Annotated in this window: 11 protein-coding genes; 7 read left to right on the top strand and 4 right to left on the bottom strand. The window is 77.4% G+C overall.

The features are described 5' to 3' along the window. Positions 1 to 36 precede the first annotated feature (36 nt). Genes glgB through WDV85_RS01505 form a run of 3 tightly spaced genes read right to left on the bottom strand, consistent with a single transcriptional unit; the run spans position 37 to position 7771 of the window. The gene (gene glgB / locus WDV85_RS01515; protein ID WP_339568935.1) at positions 37 to 3843 is read right to left on the bottom strand and encodes a 1,4-alpha-glucan branching protein GlgB; all 3807 of its coding nucleotides are present in this window, start codon (positions 3841 to 3843) and stop codon (positions 37 to 39) included. Beyond that, the gene (gene treS, locus WDV85_RS01510; RefSeq protein WP_339568934.1) at positions 3840 to 5720 is read right to left on the bottom strand and encodes a maltose alpha-D-glucosyltransferase; all 1881 of its coding nucleotides are present in this window, start codon (positions 5718 to 5720) and stop codon (positions 3840 to 3842) included. The genes glgB and treS overlap by 4 nt, the downstream gene beginning before the upstream one ends. Positions 5721 to 5767: 47 nt before the next feature. Continuing rightward, positions 5768 to 7771: an alpha-1,4-glucan--maltose-1-phosphate maltosyltransferase gene (locus WDV85_RS01505; RefSeq protein WP_445263166.1), complete on the bottom strand. Its 2004-nt coding sequence runs from the start codon at positions 7769 to 7771 to the stop codon at positions 5768 to 5770. A 302-nt stretch (positions 7772 to 8073) separates the two neighbouring features. Between WDV85_RS01505 and glgP the strand changes: the two genes are divergently transcribed. After that, positions 8074 to 10647: an alpha-glucan family phosphorylase gene (glgP, locus tag WDV85_RS01500; protein WP_339568932.1), complete on the top strand. Its 2574-nt coding sequence runs from the start codon at positions 8074 to 8076 to the stop codon at positions 10645 to 10647. Between the two features lie 110 nt (positions 10648 to 10757). Here glgP and glgX read toward each other — a convergent pair whose 3' ends face one another. Beyond that, complete coding sequence (gene glgX, locus WDV85_RS01495; RefSeq protein ID WP_339568931.1) at positions 10758 to 12986, bottom strand: glycogen debranching protein GlgX; 2229 nt, start codon at positions 12984 to 12986, stop codon at positions 10758 to 10760. 203 nt (positions 12987 to 13189) lie between these two features. On the opposite strand from glgX, the gene WDV85_RS01490 reads away from it, so the two are divergent. The 6 genes from WDV85_RS01490 to WDV85_RS01465 all read left to right on the top strand — a co-directional run. Then, the gene (locus tag WDV85_RS01490; protein ID WP_445263165.1) at positions 13190 to 13969 is read left to right on the top strand and encodes an enoyl-CoA hydratase/isomerase family protein; all 780 of its coding nucleotides are present in this window, start codon (positions 13190 to 13192) and stop codon (positions 13967 to 13969) included. 164 nt (positions 13970 to 14133) lie between these two features. Continuing rightward, on the top strand, positions 14134 to 14712 hold the full coding sequence (locus WDV85_RS01485) for a PAS domain-containing protein (protein ID WP_339568929.1): 579 nt from the start codon (positions 14134 to 14136) through the stop codon (positions 14710 to 14712). Between the two features lie 11 nt (positions 14713 to 14723). Beyond that, on the top strand, positions 14724 to 15683 hold the full coding sequence (locus tag WDV85_RS01480) for a methyl-accepting chemotaxis protein (protein WP_339568928.1): 960 nt from the start codon (positions 14724 to 14726) through the stop codon (positions 15681 to 15683). Positions 15684 to 15824: 141 nt separating this feature from the next. Continuing rightward, complete coding sequence (locus WDV85_RS01475) at positions 15825 to 17066, top strand: cysteine desulfurase family protein (protein ID WP_339568927.1); 1242 nt, start codon at positions 15825 to 15827, stop codon at positions 17064 to 17066. Positions 17067 to 17069: 3 nt separating this feature from the next. Then, on the top strand, positions 17070 to 18164 hold the full coding sequence (mnmA, locus tag WDV85_RS01470) for a tRNA 2-thiouridine(34) synthase MnmA (protein WP_339568926.1): 1095 nt from the start codon (positions 17070 to 17072) through the stop codon (positions 18162 to 18164). A 71-nt stretch (positions 18165 to 18235) separates the two neighbouring features. After that, positions 18236 to 19243 (top strand): methionine synthase (locus WDV85_RS01465; RefSeq protein WP_339568925.1); only part of this gene is annotated, 1008 nt, incomplete at its 3' end.

Raw genomic sequence — 19243 nt, 5'->3', positions numbered from 1 at the left:
TTTCCTCTTCCCCCCCCTGCGCCGGGTCCTGAGCGGTCAGGACGACGCCGAGGAGGTCGAGCTCGTGGCGTCGACCGCGAGGCGCTCGTCCTCGTCGTCCGGCACGAGCCACACGGCGCCCAGCGGGGGCACGCGCAGCTCGGCGGACGCCGGCCGGCCGTTCCACGGCACGTCCTCGGCCCGCACCGGACCGGTGTTCGTCACGCCCGAGCCGCCGAACTCGACGTCGTCGGTGCTGAGGACCTGGCGCCAGGCGCCGCCCTGCGGCAGCGCGACGCGGTAGCCCTCGTGGGGCTGCCCGGCGAAGTTGACGACGGCGACGAGCGGGCGGCCCGCGGCGTCCCGGCGGACGAAGGAGACGGTGTTGCGCCCCGCGTCGTCGGCGTCGAGCCACTCGAAGCCGCTGCCGTCGAAGTCGCGCTCCCACAGCTGCGGGTGCGCGCGGTAGAGGGCGTTGAGCTCGGTGACGAGCTTCTGCACCCCCAGGTGGCCCGGGTCGTCGAGGTGCCACCAGTCGAGGCTGCGGGACTCGCCCCACTCGGCGTCCTGGGCGAACTCCGAGCCCATGAAGAGGAGCTGCTTGCCCGGGTGGGCCCACATGAAGGCCAGGTAGGCGCGCACGTTGGCCAGCTGCTGCCAGCGGTCGCCCGGCATCTTCCGCAGCAGGGAGCCCTTGCCGTACACGACCTCGTCGTGGCTGATGGGCAGCACGTACTGCTCGGAGAAGGCGTAGACCAGCGAGAACGTCAGCTTGTGGTGGTGGTGGACCCGGTGCATCGGGTCCTCGCCGACGTAGTCGAGGCTGTCGTGCATCCAGCCCATGTTCCACTTCAGCCCGAAGCCCAGGCCGCCGGCGTCGGTCGGGCGGGTGACGCCCGGCCACGCCGTCGACTCCTCGGCGATCGTCACGATGCCGGGGACGCGGCGGTAGGCCACCGCGTTGAACTCCTGCAGCATCTCGATGGCCTCGAGGTGCTCGCGGCCGCCGTGGCGGTTGGGCACCCACTCGGTGCGCGAGTAGTCGAGGTAGAGCATCGAGGCGACGGCGTCGACCCGCAGGCCGTCGACGTGGAACTCCTCGAGCCAGTACACGGCGTTGGCCACGAAGAAGTTGCGCACCTCGGGGCGGCCGTAGTCGGGCACGAGCGTGCCCCACTCGACGTGCTCGCCCTTGCGGGGGTCGGGGTGCTCGTAGAGCGGCTCGCCGTCGAAGCGGGCCAGCGCGAACTCGTCCTTGGGGAAGTGCCCGGGCACCCAGTCGACGATGACGCCGATGCCCGCCGCGTGCAGGGCGTCGACGAGGTGGCGGAACTCGTCGGGGGAGCCGAAGCGCGACGTCGGCGCGTAGTAGGAGGTGACCTGGTAGCCCCACGAGCCGCCGAAGGGGTGCTCGGCCACCGGCAGCAGCTCGACGTGCGTGAAGCCCAGCGCCGTCGCGTGGCCGACCAGCTGCTCGGCGAGCTCGGTGTAGGACAGCCCCTGGCGCCACGATCCGAGGTGCACCTCGTAGACGCTCATGGGGCCGGAGTGCGGGTCGCGGGCCGCGCGCTCGGCCAGCCAGGCGTCGTCGGACCAGGTGTAGGAGGACTCGGCCACGACCGAGCCGGTGGCCGGCGGCACCTCCGCCTGGCGGGCCATGGGGTCGGCCTTCTGGCGCCAGACGCCGTCCTGGCCCTGGATCTCGAGCTTGTAGACCTCGCCGCCGCGCACGCCCGGGACGAAGAGCTCCCAGACGCCGCTCGACCCGAGCGAGCGCATCGCGTGCGAGCGCCCGTCCCAGTGGTTGAAGCCGCCGACGACGCGCACGCCGCGCGCGTGGGGGGCCCACACGGAGAACGACGTGCCGGTGACGTCGCCGAGCTCGCTGGGGTAGTGCAGGACGCGCGCGCCGAGCACCGTCCACAGCTGCTCGTGGCGGCCCTCGCCGATGAGGTGGAGGTCGACCTCGCCGAGCGTCGGCCAGAAGCGGTACGGGTCGTCCGAGACGTCGGTGCCGCCGCCCGGCCACGTCGACTCGACGCGGTAGTCGGGGACCTCGGCCACGGGCAGCACGCCGACCCAGACGCCGTCGTGCTCGTGCTCGAGCTCGGTCCGCCCGGCCGCGGTGGTAACGGCGACGCGCTCGGCGAAGGGCCGCCGCACGCGGACGGTGACGGCGCCGTCGTGCGGGTGCGGGCCCAGGACGTCATGGGGGAAGGGGTGGGCGCCGTGCGCGACGGCGTCGAGGGCGCCGCCGTCCACGGGGCGGCGCGACGCCGTCTGCGGGGCGCCGGTCGCCCCGGCGGCGGGGGAGGTGGTGTCGTCCACTGCGGTCTCCTCGGGGGAGTCGGTGGGGGCCTCGCCGAGCAGGCGCTCGACGGCCCCCAGGGGGACGGGCAGCCACTGCGGGCGCTGCTGGGTCTCGTACACGACCTCGTACAGCGCCTTGTCGAGCAGCAGGGCCCGGGACAGAGCGGTGCCGGGAGCGGCACGGGGGTCGTCGTCCACCTCGGCGACGCCGGCGAGGAAGGCGTCGACGGCCTCGGCCGTCCAGGCGGCGGCGCGGGCGGCGAGCGCCTCGTCGCGGCGGCCGGCGGCGACGTGCGCCCCGGCGTAGTCGAGCGAGCGGAGCATGCCGACGACGTCGCGGACGGCGACGTCGGGGCGCACCCGCTCGGACAGGGGGCGCAGGGGCTCGCCCTCGAAGTCCAGGACGACCCAGCCGCGGCCGGGCACCGAGAGCACCTGGCCGAGGTGGTAGTCGCCGTGCACCCGCTGGAGCGGGGGCAGCTCCTCGGCCGGGGGCAGGTCGGCCAGCGAGGCCGCGTGCGCCTCGAGGGCCGCCCGGTGCGGCGCCAGGGCGGGCGCCGAGCGCAGGGCCCAGCGCACGCGCTCGCGCAGCCCCTCGACGAGGGCGCCGCGGCCCTCCTCGGTGACGGGGGTGCGGCCGAAGGCGTCGGCCAGGGCGCGGTGCACCTCGGCGGTCGCGCGGCCGAGCGTGCGCGCCCCCTCCGCGAACGACGTCCCGTCCTCGACGGCCCGGCAGGCCTCGCGCCAGGCGTCCTGGGCCCCGGTGAGGAACTCGCTGACGACGGCGAGGTGGCCCGTGACCGGGGTGCCGTCCGCGTCGGTCCACGCACCGGTGACCCAGCCCAGCGGACGCGCCACCTGCGCGCAGCCGGCGCCCCAGAGCGCCGCCGCGACGACGACGTCGGGGTTCTCGCCCGGCGACAGGACGCGGAAGACCTTGAGGATGGCCGGCTCGGGGCCGTCGGCGCCGACGACGACGCTGGTGTTCGACTGCTCCCCGCCGAGCACGCGGGAGGCCGCCGAGGGGTCGAGCGACGCGCCCGGGGCCAGGGTGCCCGTCGCGCCGGCCGCGCCCGCGGCCGTGGCGCCGGTGCCGGCTCCGCCGTCGGTGCTGGCCGTGCCGGCTCCGCCGTCGGTGCTGGCCGTGCCGGCTCCGCCGTCGGGGGCACCGGCGGTCGTCGCCCCGCCCGCCATGAGCGCCAGCAGCGCGGCCACGCACGTCGGGTCAGCCGGTCCGTCGTAGACCGCGCGGCCGTCGGCGAGGCGCCCCACGAGGGAGGCGTCGGACGCGCCCTCGCGGGGGGCGGCGCGCACCGCGAGCGGGACCTGCACGACGGCGGCGCCCTCGTCGGTGCGCACGGCGACGACGTGCAGCGAGCAGTCCGCCGGGCCCCCGGCCGCGCCGGCCGGGGCCTCCAGGGGGACGACCCCGAGGAGCTCGAGCACGGCGTCGCGGCCCTTGGCCGGGTACCAGCGCTGCTGCGGCGCCCAGGCCCGCAGCAGGTCGAGCAGCTCGGCCTCCGGCAGGGCGTCCGGGGCGCTCGCGGGGCTCACCGGTCCACCACCGAGAGCCAGAGGAAGTCCCGGGCCCCGAGGGTCACCGGCAGCGTGCCGTCCTCGCCGACGCGGGGGAAGCCGCTGCCGCCGAAGAGGTCGCGCAGCTCCTGGCCCTCGCGGCCGGGCAGGCGCAGCGCGCTGGCCTGCGGGGTCGCCGCCATGTTGGCCACGCACAGGACGGTCTCGGGCGGCGTCCCCGGCGGGGCGGAGCCGGCGTCGAGGACGCGCAGGAACGCGAGCACCGCCGGGTTGTCGGCGTGCAGCGGCACGTAGTCGCCGAGGCCGAAGACGGGGTGCTCCTTGCGCAGCGCGAGGACCGCGCGCACCCAGTGCAGCAGCGAGGACGACGTCGCGAGCGACGCCTCGACGTTGACGGCCCCGTAGCTGTAGACGAGCGACTGGACCGTCGGGAGGTAGAGCTTGCCCGGGTCGGCCGTGCTGAAGCCCGCGTTGCGGTCGGGCGTCCACTGCATCGGCGTGCGGACGGCGTCGCGGTCCTCCAGCCAGATGTTGTCGCCCATGCCGATCTCGTCGCCGTAGTAGAGGCACGGCGAGCCCGGCAGGGAGAGCAGCAGCGCGTGGAGGAGCTCGATCTCGGCCCGCGAGCCGTCGACGAGCGGCGCCAGGCGACGGCGGATGCCGATGTTGGCGCGCATGCGCGGGTCGGGGGCGTACCAGCCGTACATGGCGGCGCGCTCCTCGGTGGAGACCATCTCGAGGGTGAGCTCGTCGTGGTTGCGCAGGAAGGTGCCCCACTGGCCGCCGCGCGGGATGTCCGGGGTGTCGGCCAGCGTGTCGAGGACGGGGGCCGCACGGCCTTCGCGCACCGAGGAGTACAGGCGCGGCATCACGGGGAAGTGGAAGCACATGTGGCACTCGGGGTCGTCGGCCTCGCCGTAGTAGGCGACGACGTCCTCCGGCGGCTGGTTGGCCTCCGCGAGGAGGATCCGGCCGGGGAACTCCCGGTCGACCATCCGCCGCAGCTCCTTGAGGAACTCGTGGGTGCGCGGGAGGTTCTCGCAGTTGGTGCCCTCCTCCTCGAAGAGGTAGGGCACGGCGTCGAGGCGGAAGCCGTCGATGCCGAGGTCGAGCCAGAAGCGCACGACGTCGAACATCGCCTCGGCCACGGCCGGGTTCTCGAAGTTGAGGTCCGGCTGGTGGGAGAAGAAGCGGTGCCAGAAGTACTGGCGGCGCACCGGGTCGAAGGTCCAGTTCGACGTCTCGGTGTCGACGAAGATGATCCGGGCGTCCTCGTAGCGCTCGGTCGTGTCGCTCCAGACGTAGAAGTCGCCGTAGGGCCCCTCGGGGTCGCTGCGGCTGGCCTGGAACCACGGGTGCGCGTCGCTCGTGTGGTTCATCACGAGGTCGGTGACGATGCGGATGCCCCGGCTGTGCGCCTGCTGCACCAGCTCCGTGAAGTCGGCGAGCGTGCCGAACTCCGGCAGCACCGAGTAGTAGTCGGAGATGTCGTACCCGCCGTCGCGCAGGGGCGAGGCGTAGAAGGGCGGCAGCCACAGGCAGTCGACGCCCAGCCACTGCAGGTAGTCCAGCCGCCCGATGAGCCCGGTGAAGTCGCCGGAGCCCGAGCCGTTGGAGTCGGCGAAGGCCCGGACGAGGACCTCGTAGAAGACCGCCTTGCGGTACCAGTCGGGGTCGTCCGACAGGCCGCCGCCGACCGCGCCCAGCGCGGCGGCGGTGCCGCCGGCCAGGCCCGCGTCGTCGCCGGCGCTCGCCCCGCCGCCGGCGGGCGCGCCCACCACGGCGACGGGGCCGGTCGCAGGGCCGCCCTGGACGGGCAGCGAGCCGGTGGCGGGGCCGCCGACGGTGGGCAGGGGACCGGTCGCGGGGTGGCCGGTCGGGGTCTGGCCGGTCATCGGGCCTCCGGGGGTGGTCGTGGTGGCGCCGGGCGGGGGAGGCGGGGTCATGCGGCGCCCCCGCGGCGCAGGGCGGCGACGTGGGCGGGGCGGCCGGGGCCGAGGTCGACGTAGACGTCGCGGCCCCACGACCAGCGCCCGCCGGTGAGGCCGTCCTCCGCCAGCACCTGCTCGTCCCAGGCCAGGCCGAGGGCGTCGGTGTCGAGGTGGACGAAGGTCTGGTGCCACTGCTGCGGGTCGAGGCAGACGACGACGAGGACGAGGTCCTCCTCGCCGGTGGGCGACAGGTGCGCCGGCAGGTGGCGGGTGTAGGCGATGACCTGGTCGTCGTCGGTCGGGTGGAACACCGTGCCGCGCAGGCGCTGCAGCGCGGGGTGCTCGCGGCGCAGCTCGTTGAGGCGCTGCAGGAGCGGGGCGATGCTGCGGCCCTCGACGAGCGCGCGGTCGAAGTCGCGCGGCTTGTACTGGTACTTCTCGTTGTCGATCTGCTCCTGGGCGCCCGGCCGCGGCACGTCCTCGACGAGCTCGTAGCCGGCGTAGATCCCCCAGGTCGGCGACATGGTCGCGGCGAGGACGGCGCGCAGCTCGAACGCGGGGCGCCCGTTCTGGCTCATGAAGGGCGTGAGGATGTCGTGCGTCGTCGGCCAGAAGCTCGGGCGCATGTACGCGGCCGAGGGGCCGGTGAGCTCGGTGCCGTACTCGGTGAGCTCCTCCTTGGTGTTGCGCCACGTGAAGTAGGTGTAGCTCTGCTGGAAGCCCGCCTTGGCGAGGCCGTGCATCATCGCGGGCCGCGTGAAGGCCTCGGCGAGGAAGATGACGTCCGGGTGGTCGCGGTTCACCTCCGCGATGAGCCACTCCCAGAACTCCACCGGCTTGGTGTGGGGGTTGTCGACGCGGAAGAGCGTGACCCCGTGCTCGACCCACAGCAGGACGACGCGCAGGACCTCGGCGTAGATGCCCGCCGGGTCGCGGTCGAAGTCGAGCGGGTAGATGTCCTGGTACTTCTTCGGCGGGTTCTCCGCGTAGGCGATGGACCCGTCGGCGCGCTGGACGAACCACTCGGGGTGCTCGCGGACCCACGGGTGGTCGGGCGAGCACTGCAGCGCCAGGTCGAGGGCGACCTCGAGGCCGAGCTCGCGGGCGCGGGCCACGAAGGCGTCGAAGTCCTCGAAGGTGCCGAGGTCGGGGTGGATCGCGTCGTGCCCGCCGTCCTCGGACCCGATGGCGTAGGGCGAGCCCGGGTCCTCCTCGGTCGCGTCCAGGGTGTTGTTGCGCCCCTTGCGGAAGGTGCGGCCGATGGGGTGCACGGGCGTCAGGTAGACGACGTCGTAGCCCTGGTCGGCGAGCGCGGGCAGGCGCTCGGCGGCCGTGCGCAGGGTGCCGGAGACCCAGCGGCCCGCGGCCTCGTCGTAGTACGCGCCCTCCGAGCGCGGGAAGAGCTCGTACCAGGACCCGGCGAGGGCCAGGGGGCGCTGCACCACGAGGCGGGCGTCCGGCGTCGGGGTGACGAGGTCGCGCAGGGGGAGGCGCGCCAGGGCGCCCTCCACCTCGGCGGAGGCGCCGGCGGCGAAGCGCGCCGCGAGCGGGCGTCCCTCGTCGCGCAGGCCGCGCGCGCCGGCGAGGAGGTGGTCCACGTCGTCGGCGCTGCGCCCGGGCACGGCGGCGGCGCGCTCGAGCACGAGGGCGCCGTCGGCGAGCGCGAGCTCGACGTCGGCGTCGCTCACGCCCGGCGTCTCGACCTTCACCCGGGCGCCGTGCTCCCACGTCGCGTACGGGTCCGACCACGCCTCGACGCGGAAGGACCACTCGCCGGTCGCGTCGGGGACGACGTCGGTGCGCCAGGCGTCGAGGCCCGGGTTGGTGCAGGTCATGCGCGTGCGGGAGGCCTCGGTGCCGTCGGGCCGCAGGAGCACCGCCTCGGCGGAGACGGCGTCGTGGCCCTCCCGGAACACGGTGGCCGTGACGGGGACGGCCTCGCCGACGACGGCGCGCGCCGGCCAGCGGCCCCCGTCGACGACGGGCGCGAGGTCGACGACCGGGATGCGGCCCATCACGCACGAGGGCGAGGCGGTGGCGGGCGACGGGCCGGCGGGGGCGTCGACGGCGGCGGAGGCCGTCGAGGGCGCCGGTGCGGCGAGGTCGTCGTCCGCGGCGCCCGGCGCGGCGCCGGCGGGCGGACGGGGGGCCGCGCGGTCGGGGGTCTGGCGTCGCGAGGTCGGCACGGCGGCGAACCTACCGAGAGCGGCGCCGACCCACACGTGGGCGCGGGAGGTCCGCGGCTGCGCCGGGGCGGGACGACCGGCTGGTGGGCGAGGGGAGACCTGGCGGCCGGTGGTGGCTAGCCTGCGCGGCCGTGAGAGCGATCCGACGGTTCACCGTCCGCACCGCCCTGCCCGCGCCGCTGGCCGCCCTCGGCCGGCTGGCGCACAACCTGCGCTGGTCCTGGCACCCGCCGACCCAGGACCTGTTCCGCGAGGTCGACCCCGCGGTCTGGGAGCAGGTCGGCCACGACCCGGTCGCGCTCCTCGCCGAGGTGGGCCCCGACCGCCTCGCCGAGCTCGCCGCCGACGAGGCGCTCGTCGCCCGCGTCCGCGCCGCCGAGGCCGACCTCGACACCTACCTCACCGAGCCGCGCTGGTACCAGGGCGCGACGTCCGGCTGGGAGGGCGGCGGCCCCGCCGCGGTGGCCTACTTCTCGCCGGAGTTCGGCGTCACCTCCGTGCTGCCCCAGTACTCCGGCGGTCTCGGCATCCTCGCCGGCGACCACCTCAAGGCGGCCTCCGACCTCGGCGTCCCGATCGTCGGCGTCGGCCTGCTCTACCAGCAGGGCTACTTCCGCCAGTCGCTCTCGCGCGACGGCTGGCAGACCGAGACCTACCCCGTGCTCGATCCGGCGGGGCTGCCGCTCTCCCAGCTGCGGGAGGCCGACGGCACCCCCTGCCGCGTCTCCCTCGCCCTGCCCGGCGACCGCACGCTGCACGCGCACGTGTGGCGCGCCGACGTCGGCCGCGTGCCCCTGCTGCTCCTCGACTCGCAGGTCGAGGAGAACGACCCCGACCTGCGGGCGACGACCGACCGCCTCTACGGCGGCGGCGGCGAGAAGCGCCTCCTGCAGGAGATGCTGCTCGGCATCGGCGGCGTCCGGGCGCTGCGCCTGTGGTCGCGCCTGACGGGCGCCCCGGCGCCGGAGGTCTTCCACACCAACGAGGGCCACGCCGGCTTCCTCGGTGTCGAGCGCATCGGCGAGGCGCTGGGCGCCGGGCTCGGGCTCGAGGCCGCCCTGCAGGCGGGCCGCGCGGCCACCGTCTTCACGACGCACACGCCCGTGCCCGCGGGCATCGACCGCTTCGACGCCGAGCAGGTGCGCGCCTACGTCACGGCCGCGGTGCCCGCCGTCGACGGCGACCGCCTCCTCGCGCTCGGCGCGGAGGACTACCCGGGCGGCCAGCCCGGCATCTTCAACATGGCCGTCATGGGCCTGCGCCTCGCGCAGCGCGCGAACGGCGTCTCCCAGCTCCACGGCGACGTCAGCCGCGGCATGTTCGACGGGCTGTGGCCCGGCCTGGACGCCGACGAGGTGCCCATCACGTCGGTGACCAACGGCGTCCACGCGCCGACGTGGGTCGACCGCCGCCTCGACGACCTCCTGCAGGAGACCGCCGGCGCCTACCCGACCCGCCACGTGGAGGCCTGGGCCGCGGCGGCGGACGTCCCCGCCGACCGCCTGTGGGAGGCGCGGCGCGCCATGCGGGCCTCCCTCGTCGCCGAGGTGCGCCGCCGGCTGCGGGCGTCCTGGCTCGAGCGGGGCGCCTCGGCCGCCGAGCTGGGCTGGGTGGACGAGGTCATGGACGACGGCGTGCTCACCATGGGCTTCGCCCGCCGCGTGCCGACGTACAAGCGGCTCACCCTCATGCTGCGCGACCCCGAGCGGCTCAAGGCCCTGCTGCTGCACCCGACCCGGCCCGTCCAGCTCGTCATCGCCGGCAAGTCGCACCCGGCCGACGACTCGGGCAAGGCCCTCATCCAGCAGCTCGTCCGCTTCGCCGACGACCCGGCGGTGCGCCACCGCATCGTCTTCCTGCCCGACTACGACATCGGCATGGCGCAGTCCCTCTACCCGGGCTGCGACGTCTGGCTCAACAACCCGCTGCGGCCGCTGGAGGCCTGCGGGACGTCGGGCATGAAGGCCGCCCTCAACGGCGGGCTCAACCTCTCCATCCTCGACGGGTGGTGGGACGAGTGGTTCGACGGCGAGAACGGCTGGGCCATCCCCACGGCCGACGGCGTCGAGGACCCGGACCGGCGCGACGACCTGGAGGCGGCGGCGCTGTACGACCTCGTCGAGAACCAGGTGGCGCCGCGCTTCTACGACGCCGGCCCCGACGGCGCGCCGCCCGCGCGGTGGCTGGAGATGGTCCGCCACACGCTGTCGGTGCTCGGGCCGAAGGTGCTGGCCACGCGGATGGTCGCCGAGTACGTCGAGCGCCTCTACGTGCCCGCCGCCGCGAGCGGCCGGGCCGTGGCGGCCGAGGGCCACGCCGGGGCGCGCCGCCTCGCCACGTGGGTGGAGCACGTGCGGGGCGGCTGGGGCGGCGTGCGCGTCGACCACGCCGAGTCCGTCGGCCTCACCGACGACCCGCTGCTCGGCGACGTCCTCGGCGTCCGGGCCTACGTCTCCCTCGGGTCGCTCGCGCCCGAGGACGTCGAGGTGCAGGTCGTCCACGGGCGGGTGACGAGCGCCGACGACCTCGTGGCCACCGGCACCGTGCGCCTCCGCCACGTCGAGGCGCTGGAGGACGGCCGGCACTCCTACGCCGGCGAGGTCCCGCTGCGCCGCACCGGGCCGGTCGGCTACACGGTGCGCGTCCTGCCGCGCCACGAGCTCCTCGCGGCGCCGACCGAGCTGGGGCTCGTCGCCAACGCCTGACCCGCGCGCCGCGGCCGCGGCGCCGGGCCCCGTCCGACTCGTCGGGCGGGGCCCTCGTCGTCCGGGAGCGCCGTCCGGGGGCGCCGTCCGGGGGCGCCGTCCGGAGGCGCCTACGGGCGCTCGGCGGCGTAGACGCGCAGCGACGTGGGCCCGAGCTCGACCTGCTCGCCGGGCTCGGCGACGTGCGGCACGACGTCCTCGGGGCGCTCGCAGGTGCTGTCCCACAGCAGCTCCCAGCGGCGCGCCCAGGGCTCCTCCGGCAGGCGCACCGGCACGGGGCCCGCGCCCGAGTGCAGGACGACGAGCAGCGAGCGGTGGGCCACCGGGTCCCCGTGGAGGAACATCTGCAGCGTGCGCAGCTGCGCCTCGTGCCAGCGGTCCTCGGTCATCGGGCGCCCGTCGGGCGCGAACCACGCCAGGTCGGTCGTGCCGTCGGCGTGGACCGGTCGCCCGGACAGGAAGGTGTCCTGGCGCAGCGCGGGGTGCTCGCGCCGCAGGGCCAGGAGGTGGCGCGTCGTCGCCAGGAGGTCGGCGGGCGCCCCGCCGCGGCGCAGGGCCGGCCAGTCGAGCCACACGCCCTCGTCGTCGACGACGTAGGCGTTGTTGTTGCCGTCCTGCGTGCGCAGCAGCTCGTCGCCGCCGAGGAGCATCGGCGTGCCCGTGGACAGCAGCAGCGTGCCGAGGAGGTTGCGCACCGAGCGGCGCCGCGCGCCGAGCACGGCCTCGTCCGAGGTCGGGCCCTCGACGCCGTGGTTGTCGGACCGGTTGTCCCCGTGGCCGTCCCGGTTGTCCTCGCCGTTGCCCTCGTTGTGCTTCGACTCGTAGGCGCAGGCGTCGGCGAGCGTGAAGCCGTCGTGCGCGGCGAGGAGGTTGACCGACGCCAGCGGCCCGCGCCGGGAGGCGTCGGTGCTCGCCCCGTGCGCGAAGAGGTCGGCCGAGCCGGCCAGGCGGGTGGCGAGGTGGCGCACGCCGGCGTCGGGGCGGCCCCCGGCGCGGGCGCGGGCGGCGTCTGCCAGCCAGAAGCTGCGGACGTCGTCGCGGTAGCGGTCGTTCCACTCGGCGAAGGGCGGCGGGAACTGGCCCGTCCGCCAGCCGCCGGGGCCGACGTCCCACGGCTCGGCGACGAGCTTGACGTCGGCCAGCACCGGGTCCTGGCGCGCCGCGACGAGGAAGGGGTGCTCGGGGTCGAAGGCCGCGACGTCGCGCCCCCGCGCCAGGGCGGGCGCGAGGTCGAAGCGGAAGCCGTCGACGCCGTAGGCCTGCACCCAGTGGCGCAGGGAGTCCATGACGAGGCCGACGACCCGGGCCGAGGAGGCGTCGAGGGTCCCGCCGCACCCGCTGACGTCGACGTCGAGGCCGGCGGCGTCGAGGCGGTAGTACGCGCCGGCGTCGAGGCCGCGGAAGGACAGGGTCGGGCCCTCGACGCCGCCCTCGCACGTGTGGTTGTAGACGACGTCGAGGAGGACCTCGAGGCCACCCGCGTGCAGCGCCTCGACGGCGCCGGCCAGCTCGGCCTCCACCGCCGCGGGGCCGGCGGCGCGGGCCGCGGCGCTCGCGTACCGGGGGGCGGGGGCGAAGTAGGACAGGGTGCTGTAGCCCCAGGCGTTGCGGCGCCCGCGCCGGGCGAGCCACGGCTCCTCGGCGACGGCCTGCACGGGCAGGAGCTCCAGCGCCGTGACGCCGAGGTCGCGCAGGTGCGCGACGACGGCGGGGTGCCCCAGGGCGGCGTAGGTGCCGCGCAGCTCCGGCGGCACGTCGGGGTGGCGCATGGTGAGCCCGCGCACGTGGGCCTCGTAGACGACCGTCTCCGACCAGGGGGTGCCCGGGCGCTGCGCCGGGTCGGCCCGCCGCTGCGGGAGGAGCACGCCGTGGGGCGCGCAGGCGAGGGAGTCGCTCGCGCTGCGCCGCCGCGCGCCGCCGGCGCCGGCCGGGCCGTCGACGGGGCGCCAGCCCTCGTCGACCTCGTGGCCGAAGTGCGCCGCCTCGAGCCGCACCTCGTCCGCCAGCCCGCGCGCGTAGGGGTCGAGGAGCAGCTTGGCGCCGTTGAAGCGGTGGCCGCGCTCGGGCTCCCACGGGCCGTGCGCGCGCAGCCCGTAGCGCTGCCCGGCACCCACCCCCGGCACGAGGCCGTGCCAGACGCCGTGGGTGCGCCCGGTCAGCGGCACGCGGCGCTCGGCCCAGCCGCCAGCGCCGTCGTCGTCCAGCAGGCACACCTCGACGCGCTCGGCGTGCGGGGCGTACACGGCGGCGCTCGCGCCGCCCGGGACGAGGTGGAGCCCCAGGGGGGCGGGACGGCTGCGCGGGAGGGCGTCCGACGTCGACGGCGGGGTGCTGCTCACGCTGGTCTCATCGGCAGGCACGGCCGACCACTGTGCCACCGGTCCGCGCCCCGTCCTCCCGCCGTCCGTCCGGCGCCGTCCGTCTAGCGTCGTGCCGGCGCCGCGCGGCCGTGCGGCCCGTCGCAGCGGAGGTGGCCGTGGTGGGTGCGCACGAGGGGTCGCGGGCGGACGGCGGCACCGGGCCGGACGCGGCGCCCGCCGCGCTGCTCGAGAGCCGCGACGACGGCGTCGCCGTCCTGCGGCTGCGGCGGCCGCCGGTCAACGCCCTGGACGCCGCCGCCCAGGACCTCGTGGCGGCGCTGGCGCGCGAGGCCGACGCGCGCGAGGACGTCCGCGCCGTCGTCGTCACCGGCGGCGCGGTCTTCGGGGCGGGCGCCGACGTCCACGAGATGGCCGCCATGACGGGGGAGGAGATGGCCGTCCGGGCGCCCGCGCTCCAGGCCTTCACGGACGCCGTCGCGGCCGTGCGCGTGCCCGTCGTCGCCGCGGTCGAGGGAGCCGCCCTCGGCGGCGGCCTCGAGCTGGCGCTGGCCTGCGACGTGCGGGTGTGCGCGCAGGACGCCCGGCTGGGCCTGCCCGAGGTCGGGCTCGGCGTGCTGCCGGGCGCGGGCGGCACCCAGCGCCTCGCCCGGCTCGTCGGCCCCTCCCGCGCCAAGGACCTCCTGTGGTCGGGCGCGCCGGTCGGCGCCGAGGAGGCCCTGCGCCTCGGGCTCGTGGACGAGGTCGTGCCGCCGGGGGAGGCCCTGGGCGCCGCGCTCGCCCGGGCCGCCCGCTACGCCGCGGCCGGGCCGCGCGACGCGCTGCGCGCCGCCGGCCGGGCCGTCGACGAGGGTCTGGCGCTCGCCCTCGCCGACGGCCTGGCGCTCGAGCGGCGGCTGTTCACCGAGCTCTTCGCCGGGCCCGAGCGCGCGCGGCGCATGGGCGCCTTCGCCGCCCGTCGTCGCGGCCGGACCGGCGGGGGAGCCGGCGCCCCCGCGGGCTGACGCCCGGCGCGCCCGCCGACGGGCGCGCCCGTCCTCCGCCCACGGGGAGATGAGCCTCAAGTCCGCCCTGCGGCCCGCCGATGCGGACCTCGAGGCGCGGCCCCGCGAGGGGGCCGGGCGGCCCCGCACGGACCCGTCCACGGGTGCCGGGACAGGAGCGTGCAGTGCGACCGACGAGCGTGGTGCCCACCGGCGTGGAGCGCCGCTTCGGCGAGGACGAGGTGATCGTCACCAAGACCGACCTGCAGGGGCGGCTCACCTACGCCAACGACGTCTTCCTGCGCGTCTCGGCCTACCCCGAGGAGGCCATGCTCGGGCAGCCGCACAGCATGATCCGCCACCCCGAGATGCCGCGCTGCGTCTTCCGCCTGCTCTGGGACACCCTGCGCGAGGGCCGCGAGCTCTTCGCCTACGTCATCAACCTCGCCGGCGACGGCGCGCACTACTGGGTGCTCGCGCACGTGACGCCGAGCCGCGGCGCGGACGGCGCCGTCATCGGCTACCACTCCAACCGGCGCCTGCCGAGCGCCAGCGCGCTCGCCGAGATCCGCCCCCTGTACGCCCGGCTCCTGCAGGAGGAGGCGCGCCACCCGCGCCCCGCCGACGCCATCGCCGCGTCGACCCGCCTCCTCGAGGCCGAGCTGGCCGAGCGCGGCCTGGACTACGACCGCTTCCTGTGGAGCCTCGCCGGCTCCGCGCGGACGGCGCCCGCCGCCCGCGCAGGCCTGCGGAGCGCGGCGTGAGGGGGCTGGGCGTGAGGGGCCGTGGCCGGGCGGCCTCGTCGCCGACGTCCACCGCCTCCACCGCCTCCGCCGCCGCCGTCCAGGAGATGCTGCGCGTCTGCCGCCTCGTGGCGGCGGGCGACCTCGAGGCCCGCGTCCGGCACGTGCCCGGCACCGAGGACGACGCCGACCTCGTCCTCCTGCGCCACGAGCTCAACCGCTTCATCGACCGCACGGACGCCTACGTGCGCGAGTCGGCGGCCTCCCTCGAGGCGGCCAGCGAGGGCCGGTTCCACCGGCAGTTCCTCCTCACCGGCATGCCCGGCGCCTTCGCCGGCGGCGCCCGCACGATCGACGGCGCCCGCGAGTCCATGGCCGCCGCGGCGGCGCGGGCGCAGGAGGTGGCCGACGCCCGGCTCCACCTCGCCGACGAGTTCGAGGCGACCGTCATGTCGGTCTCCCAGACCGTGGCGGCCGCCGCGACCGAGCTCAGCGCGTCCGCGGCGAGCCTGTCCGGCTCCGCCGCCCTCGCCGTCCGCGAGGCCGAGGACGCGCGCGACGCCGTCGGGCGGCTCGAGCAGTCCTCGCAGCAGATCCAGCAGGTCGTCACGCTCATCTCGCAGGTGGCGGGGCAGACCCGGCTGCTCGCCCTCAACGCCACCATCGAGGCCGCCCGGGCCGGGGCGGCGGGCCGCGGCTTCGCCGTCGTCGCCTCCGAGGTCAAGCAGCTGGCCGACCAGACCTTCGGCGCCACCGACGAGGTCACCGCCCAGGTCGACGCCGTCCAGTCGGTCGCCGCGACGAGCACCTCGGTGATGTCGCGCATCAGCGACACGGTCCGCGAGATGGACGCCATGGTCGAGGGCGTCTCCGTCGCGGTCGACGGCGGCCCGCACGGCGCCGCGGCCGACGGCGCCCAGGGCCTGTCCCAGCTCGCCGAGGTCCTCCGGGCGGAGGTCGCCCGCTTCCTCGCCGTCCTGCGCCAGGGCTGACGCCCGGGGGCTGAGGCTCGGGGCTGAGGCTCGCGGGCTGAGGTCCGGGGGCTGGGCCGCAGGCCGCCCCCGCCCCCTCGGCGCCCCTCCCGTCCTCGTCCGGTCCGGGAGGGCCCCCGCGGCGCGTCTACCCTCGGGGCGGTGAGCGCCAGCAGCCCCGACGGGCGCCCGGCCGAGCGGCCGGCGCGCGTCTACGCCGACCACGCCGCCAGCGCCCCGGTGCTCCCCGAGGCCGCCGAGGCCGTCCTGCGCGCCCTGTCCCTCACCGGCAACGCCTCGTCGGCGCACGCCGAGGGCCGGGCCGCGCGCCGCCTGCTCGAGGAGTCGCGCGAGCGGGTGGCCGCCTCCCTCGGGGCCGGCGCCGACGAGGTCGTCCTCACCTCGGGCGGCACGGAGGCCGACGCCCTCGCCGTCACCGGCCTGTACCGCGCCCGGCGCGCCGAGGACCCGGCGCGCCGGCGCGTCCTCGTCAGCGCCGTCGAGCACCCCGCCGTCCTCGAGCCCGCCCGCGGGCTGGGGGCCGCGGAGGGCGCGGAGCTCGTCCTGCTGCCGGTCGACGAGCGCGGACGGCTGCGGACCGACGCGCTCGCGGCCGAGCTCGAGCGTCACGCCGGGGCGACGGCGCTCGTCAGCACCATGTGGGCCAACAACGAGACCGGCGTCCTGCAGCCGCTGGAGGAGGTCGTCCGCCTGGCGGCGGCCCACGGCGTCCCCGTCCACAGCGACGCCGTGCAGGCGCCCGCCACCCAGGAGGTCGACCTCGCCGCGAGCGGGCTGGCGGCCCTGTCGGTCTCGGGCCACAAGGTCGGGGCGCCCGTGGGCACGGGCGCGCTGCTGCTGCGCCGCGGGCAGGCCCTCGCGCCCCTGGTGCGCGGGGGAGGCCAGGAGCGCGGGCTGCGCTCGGGCACCTCGGCCGTGGCCCTCGCGGCCGGGCTCTCGACGGCGCTCGAGGCGGCGGCGCGCGACCGGCACGCCGAGGCGCCGCGGCTCGCCGACCTGCGGGCGCGCCTGCTCGCGGGCGTGCGGGCCGCCGTCCCCGACGCCGCGCTGCGCGGCGACGAGCGGCCGGGCGCCTCGCTGCCCGGCACGGCGATGCTCACGCTGCCGGGCTGCGACGGCGACGCGCTGCTCTACCTCCTCGACGCGCGCGACGTCGCCGTCTCCACCGGCAGCGCCTGCAGCGCGGGGGCGCTGCGGCCCAGCCACGTGCTCGCGGCCATGGGCGTGCCCGACGACGACGCGCGGGGGGCGCTGCGGGTGAGCCTCGGGCGCACGAGCACGGCCGAGGACGTCGACCGGCTCGTCGCCGTCCTGCCCGAGGTCGTCGCCGCCGCCCGACGGGCCCGGGCGGCGACCCGGCCGACCGTGGCGGCGGGGGTCTGAGCCGTGCGGGTCCTGGCCGCCATGAGCGGCGGCGTCGACTCGGCGGTCGCGGCCGCCCGCGCCGTCGACGCCGGGCACGACGTCGTCGGCGTCCACCTCGCCCTCTCGCGCGGCGCCGCCGGGGACCGCGCGCCGGGCCCGGCGCCCGCCCGGGCCCGCGGCTGCTGCACGGTGGAGGACGCCGGCGACGCCCGCCGGGCCGCCGACGTCCTCGGCATCCCCTTCTACGTGTGGGACCTCTCCGAGCGCTTCCAGGCCGACGTCGTCGACGACTTCACCGCCGAGTACGCGGCCGGGCGCACGCCCAACCCGTGCGTGCGCTGCAACGAGCGGGTCAAGTTCGCCGCCCTGCTCGACCGCGCCCTGGCGCTCGGCTTCGACGCCCTGGCCACGGGCCACTACGCGCGGCTGGAGCCCTCCGCCGACGGCGGGCCGCCGACCCTGCACCGCGCGCGCGACGCGGCGAAGGACCAGTCCTACGTGCTCGCCGTCCTCCCGCCCGAGCGCCTGGCGCGGGCGCTGCTGCCCCTCGGCGACGTCGGCTCCAAGGCGGAGGTGCGCGAGGAGGCGGCGCAGCGGGGCCTCGCGGTCGCCGAGAAGCCCGACAGCCACGACATCTGCTTCGTCCCCGGCGGGGACACGCGGGCCTGGCTCGCCGAGCGCGTGCCGCGCCGCCCCGGCCTGGTGCGCGACGAGGACGGTGCCGTCCTCGGGGAGCACGACGGCGCGGCGGGCTTCACCGTCGGCCAGCGCCGGGGCCTGCGGGTGGGCCGGCCGGCCGCCGACGGGAAGCCGCGCTACGTGCTCTCGCTGTCCGTCGCGTCGGGCGACGTCGTCGTCGGGCCCGCCGAGCGCCTCGAGCGCACCCGCGTCGTCGGCGGCCCCCCGGTGTGGGCCGGGCCGCCCCCGGCCGCGGGGCACCGGCTGGGGGCCCAGCTGCGCGCGCACGGCGCCGAGGTGCCGTGCGTCCTGGCCGGCACGGACCCGCTCGTGGTCGACCTGGCGGAGCCGGTCCGCGGCGTCGCCCCGGGCCAGACCGTCGCCCTCTACGACGGCACCCGGGTCGTCGGCTCGGCCACGGTCGAGCGCGCCGCCTGAGGCCCCGCGGGGTGCGCGCGCCGGCCGCCGGCGGGTCCGGGGGCGCCCGGCGCCGCGGCTACCGTCGCGGCGTGACCACCGGCGCGCCCTCCCCGAGCCCCGACGACCCGCAGGGGGCAGTCCCGGACGCGGAGCCCACTGCCGCGCTGCGGGGGCGGCTGAGCGGCACCGGCTCGTGGCCGGAGCAGGACCCGCTCGAGGCGGCGCGGACCGTCGTCGGGGAGCTGGGCCCGGCCCCCGGCCTGCCGCACGTCGTCGAGATGCCCGGCCGCGGCCCCGGCGCCGAGATGGTCGGGCGCACTGCCGCGCTGCTCGTCGGCCTGCCCGTGGACCTGCAGCCCTCCGGGTGGCGCTTCGTCGACCGCCCCGGGCGCGACCTCGAGCGCGCCCGCAGCCTGCGCCGCTCGGACCTCGACGCCCTCGCGGAGGCCGCCGACGGCTGGCGGGGCGAGCTCAAGGCCCAGGTCGCGGGCCCGTGGACGCTGGCCGCCTCGGTGCGGCTCGGCCGCGGCGAGCGGTCGACCAGCGACGCCGGCGCCCGCCGCGACGTCGTGGCCTCGCTCGCCGAGGGCGTCCGCGAGCACCTCGCCGAGGTGTCCCGCGCCGTCCCGGGGGCGGAGCTCGTGCTGCAGCTGGACGAGCCGTCGCTCCCCGCGGTGCTCGACGGCCGCCTGCGCCGCTCCAGCGGCTTCGGGCACCTCGAGCCCGTGCCGGCCGAGGAGGTCGAGGTCGGCCTGCGCGCCGTCGTCGACGCCGCCCGCGGCGCCGGGGCGCGGCACGTCGTCGTGCACTCCTGCGCGGACGACGCGCCCGTCCCCGTCCTGCGCGCCTCGGGCGCCGACGGGCTGTCGCTCGACCTCGCCCGGCTCGGCGCCGCGGCGTGGGAGTCGGTCGCCGTGGCGGTCGAGGAGGGGCGGCGGCTGTGGGCGGGGCTCGACCTCGTCGGCCCCTCACCGCTGCCGGGCGTCGACGCGCTGGTGGCGGCCGTCCGGGAGCCGTGGCGCCGGGTGGGGCTGCCCCTCGCCGGGCTGGCCGACGTCGTCCTCACCCCGGCGTGCGGCCTCGCCGGCGCCGACCCC

Origin of the sequence: Pseudokineococcus sp. 5B2Z-1 (genome assembly GCF_037482305.1) — a bacterium.
Classification (GTDB): domain Bacteria; phylum Actinomycetota; class Actinomycetes; order Actinomycetales; family Quadrisphaeraceae; genus Pseudokineococcus.
Note: the sequence above shows the minus strand (reverse complement) of the source record. Positions and strands in the feature narration are given on the sequence as shown.

What these genes read in the sequence shown, in the direction of transcription:
- treS (WP_339568934.1), bottom strand. Translation starts at nt 5,720, where the DNA reads ATGACCGGCCAGACCCCGACCGGCCACCCCGCGACCGGTCCCCTGCCC.
- WDV85_RS01505 (WP_445263166.1), bottom strand. Translation starts at nt 7,771, where the DNA reads ATGGGCCGCATCCCGGTCGTCGACCTCGCGCCCGTCGTCGACGGGGGC.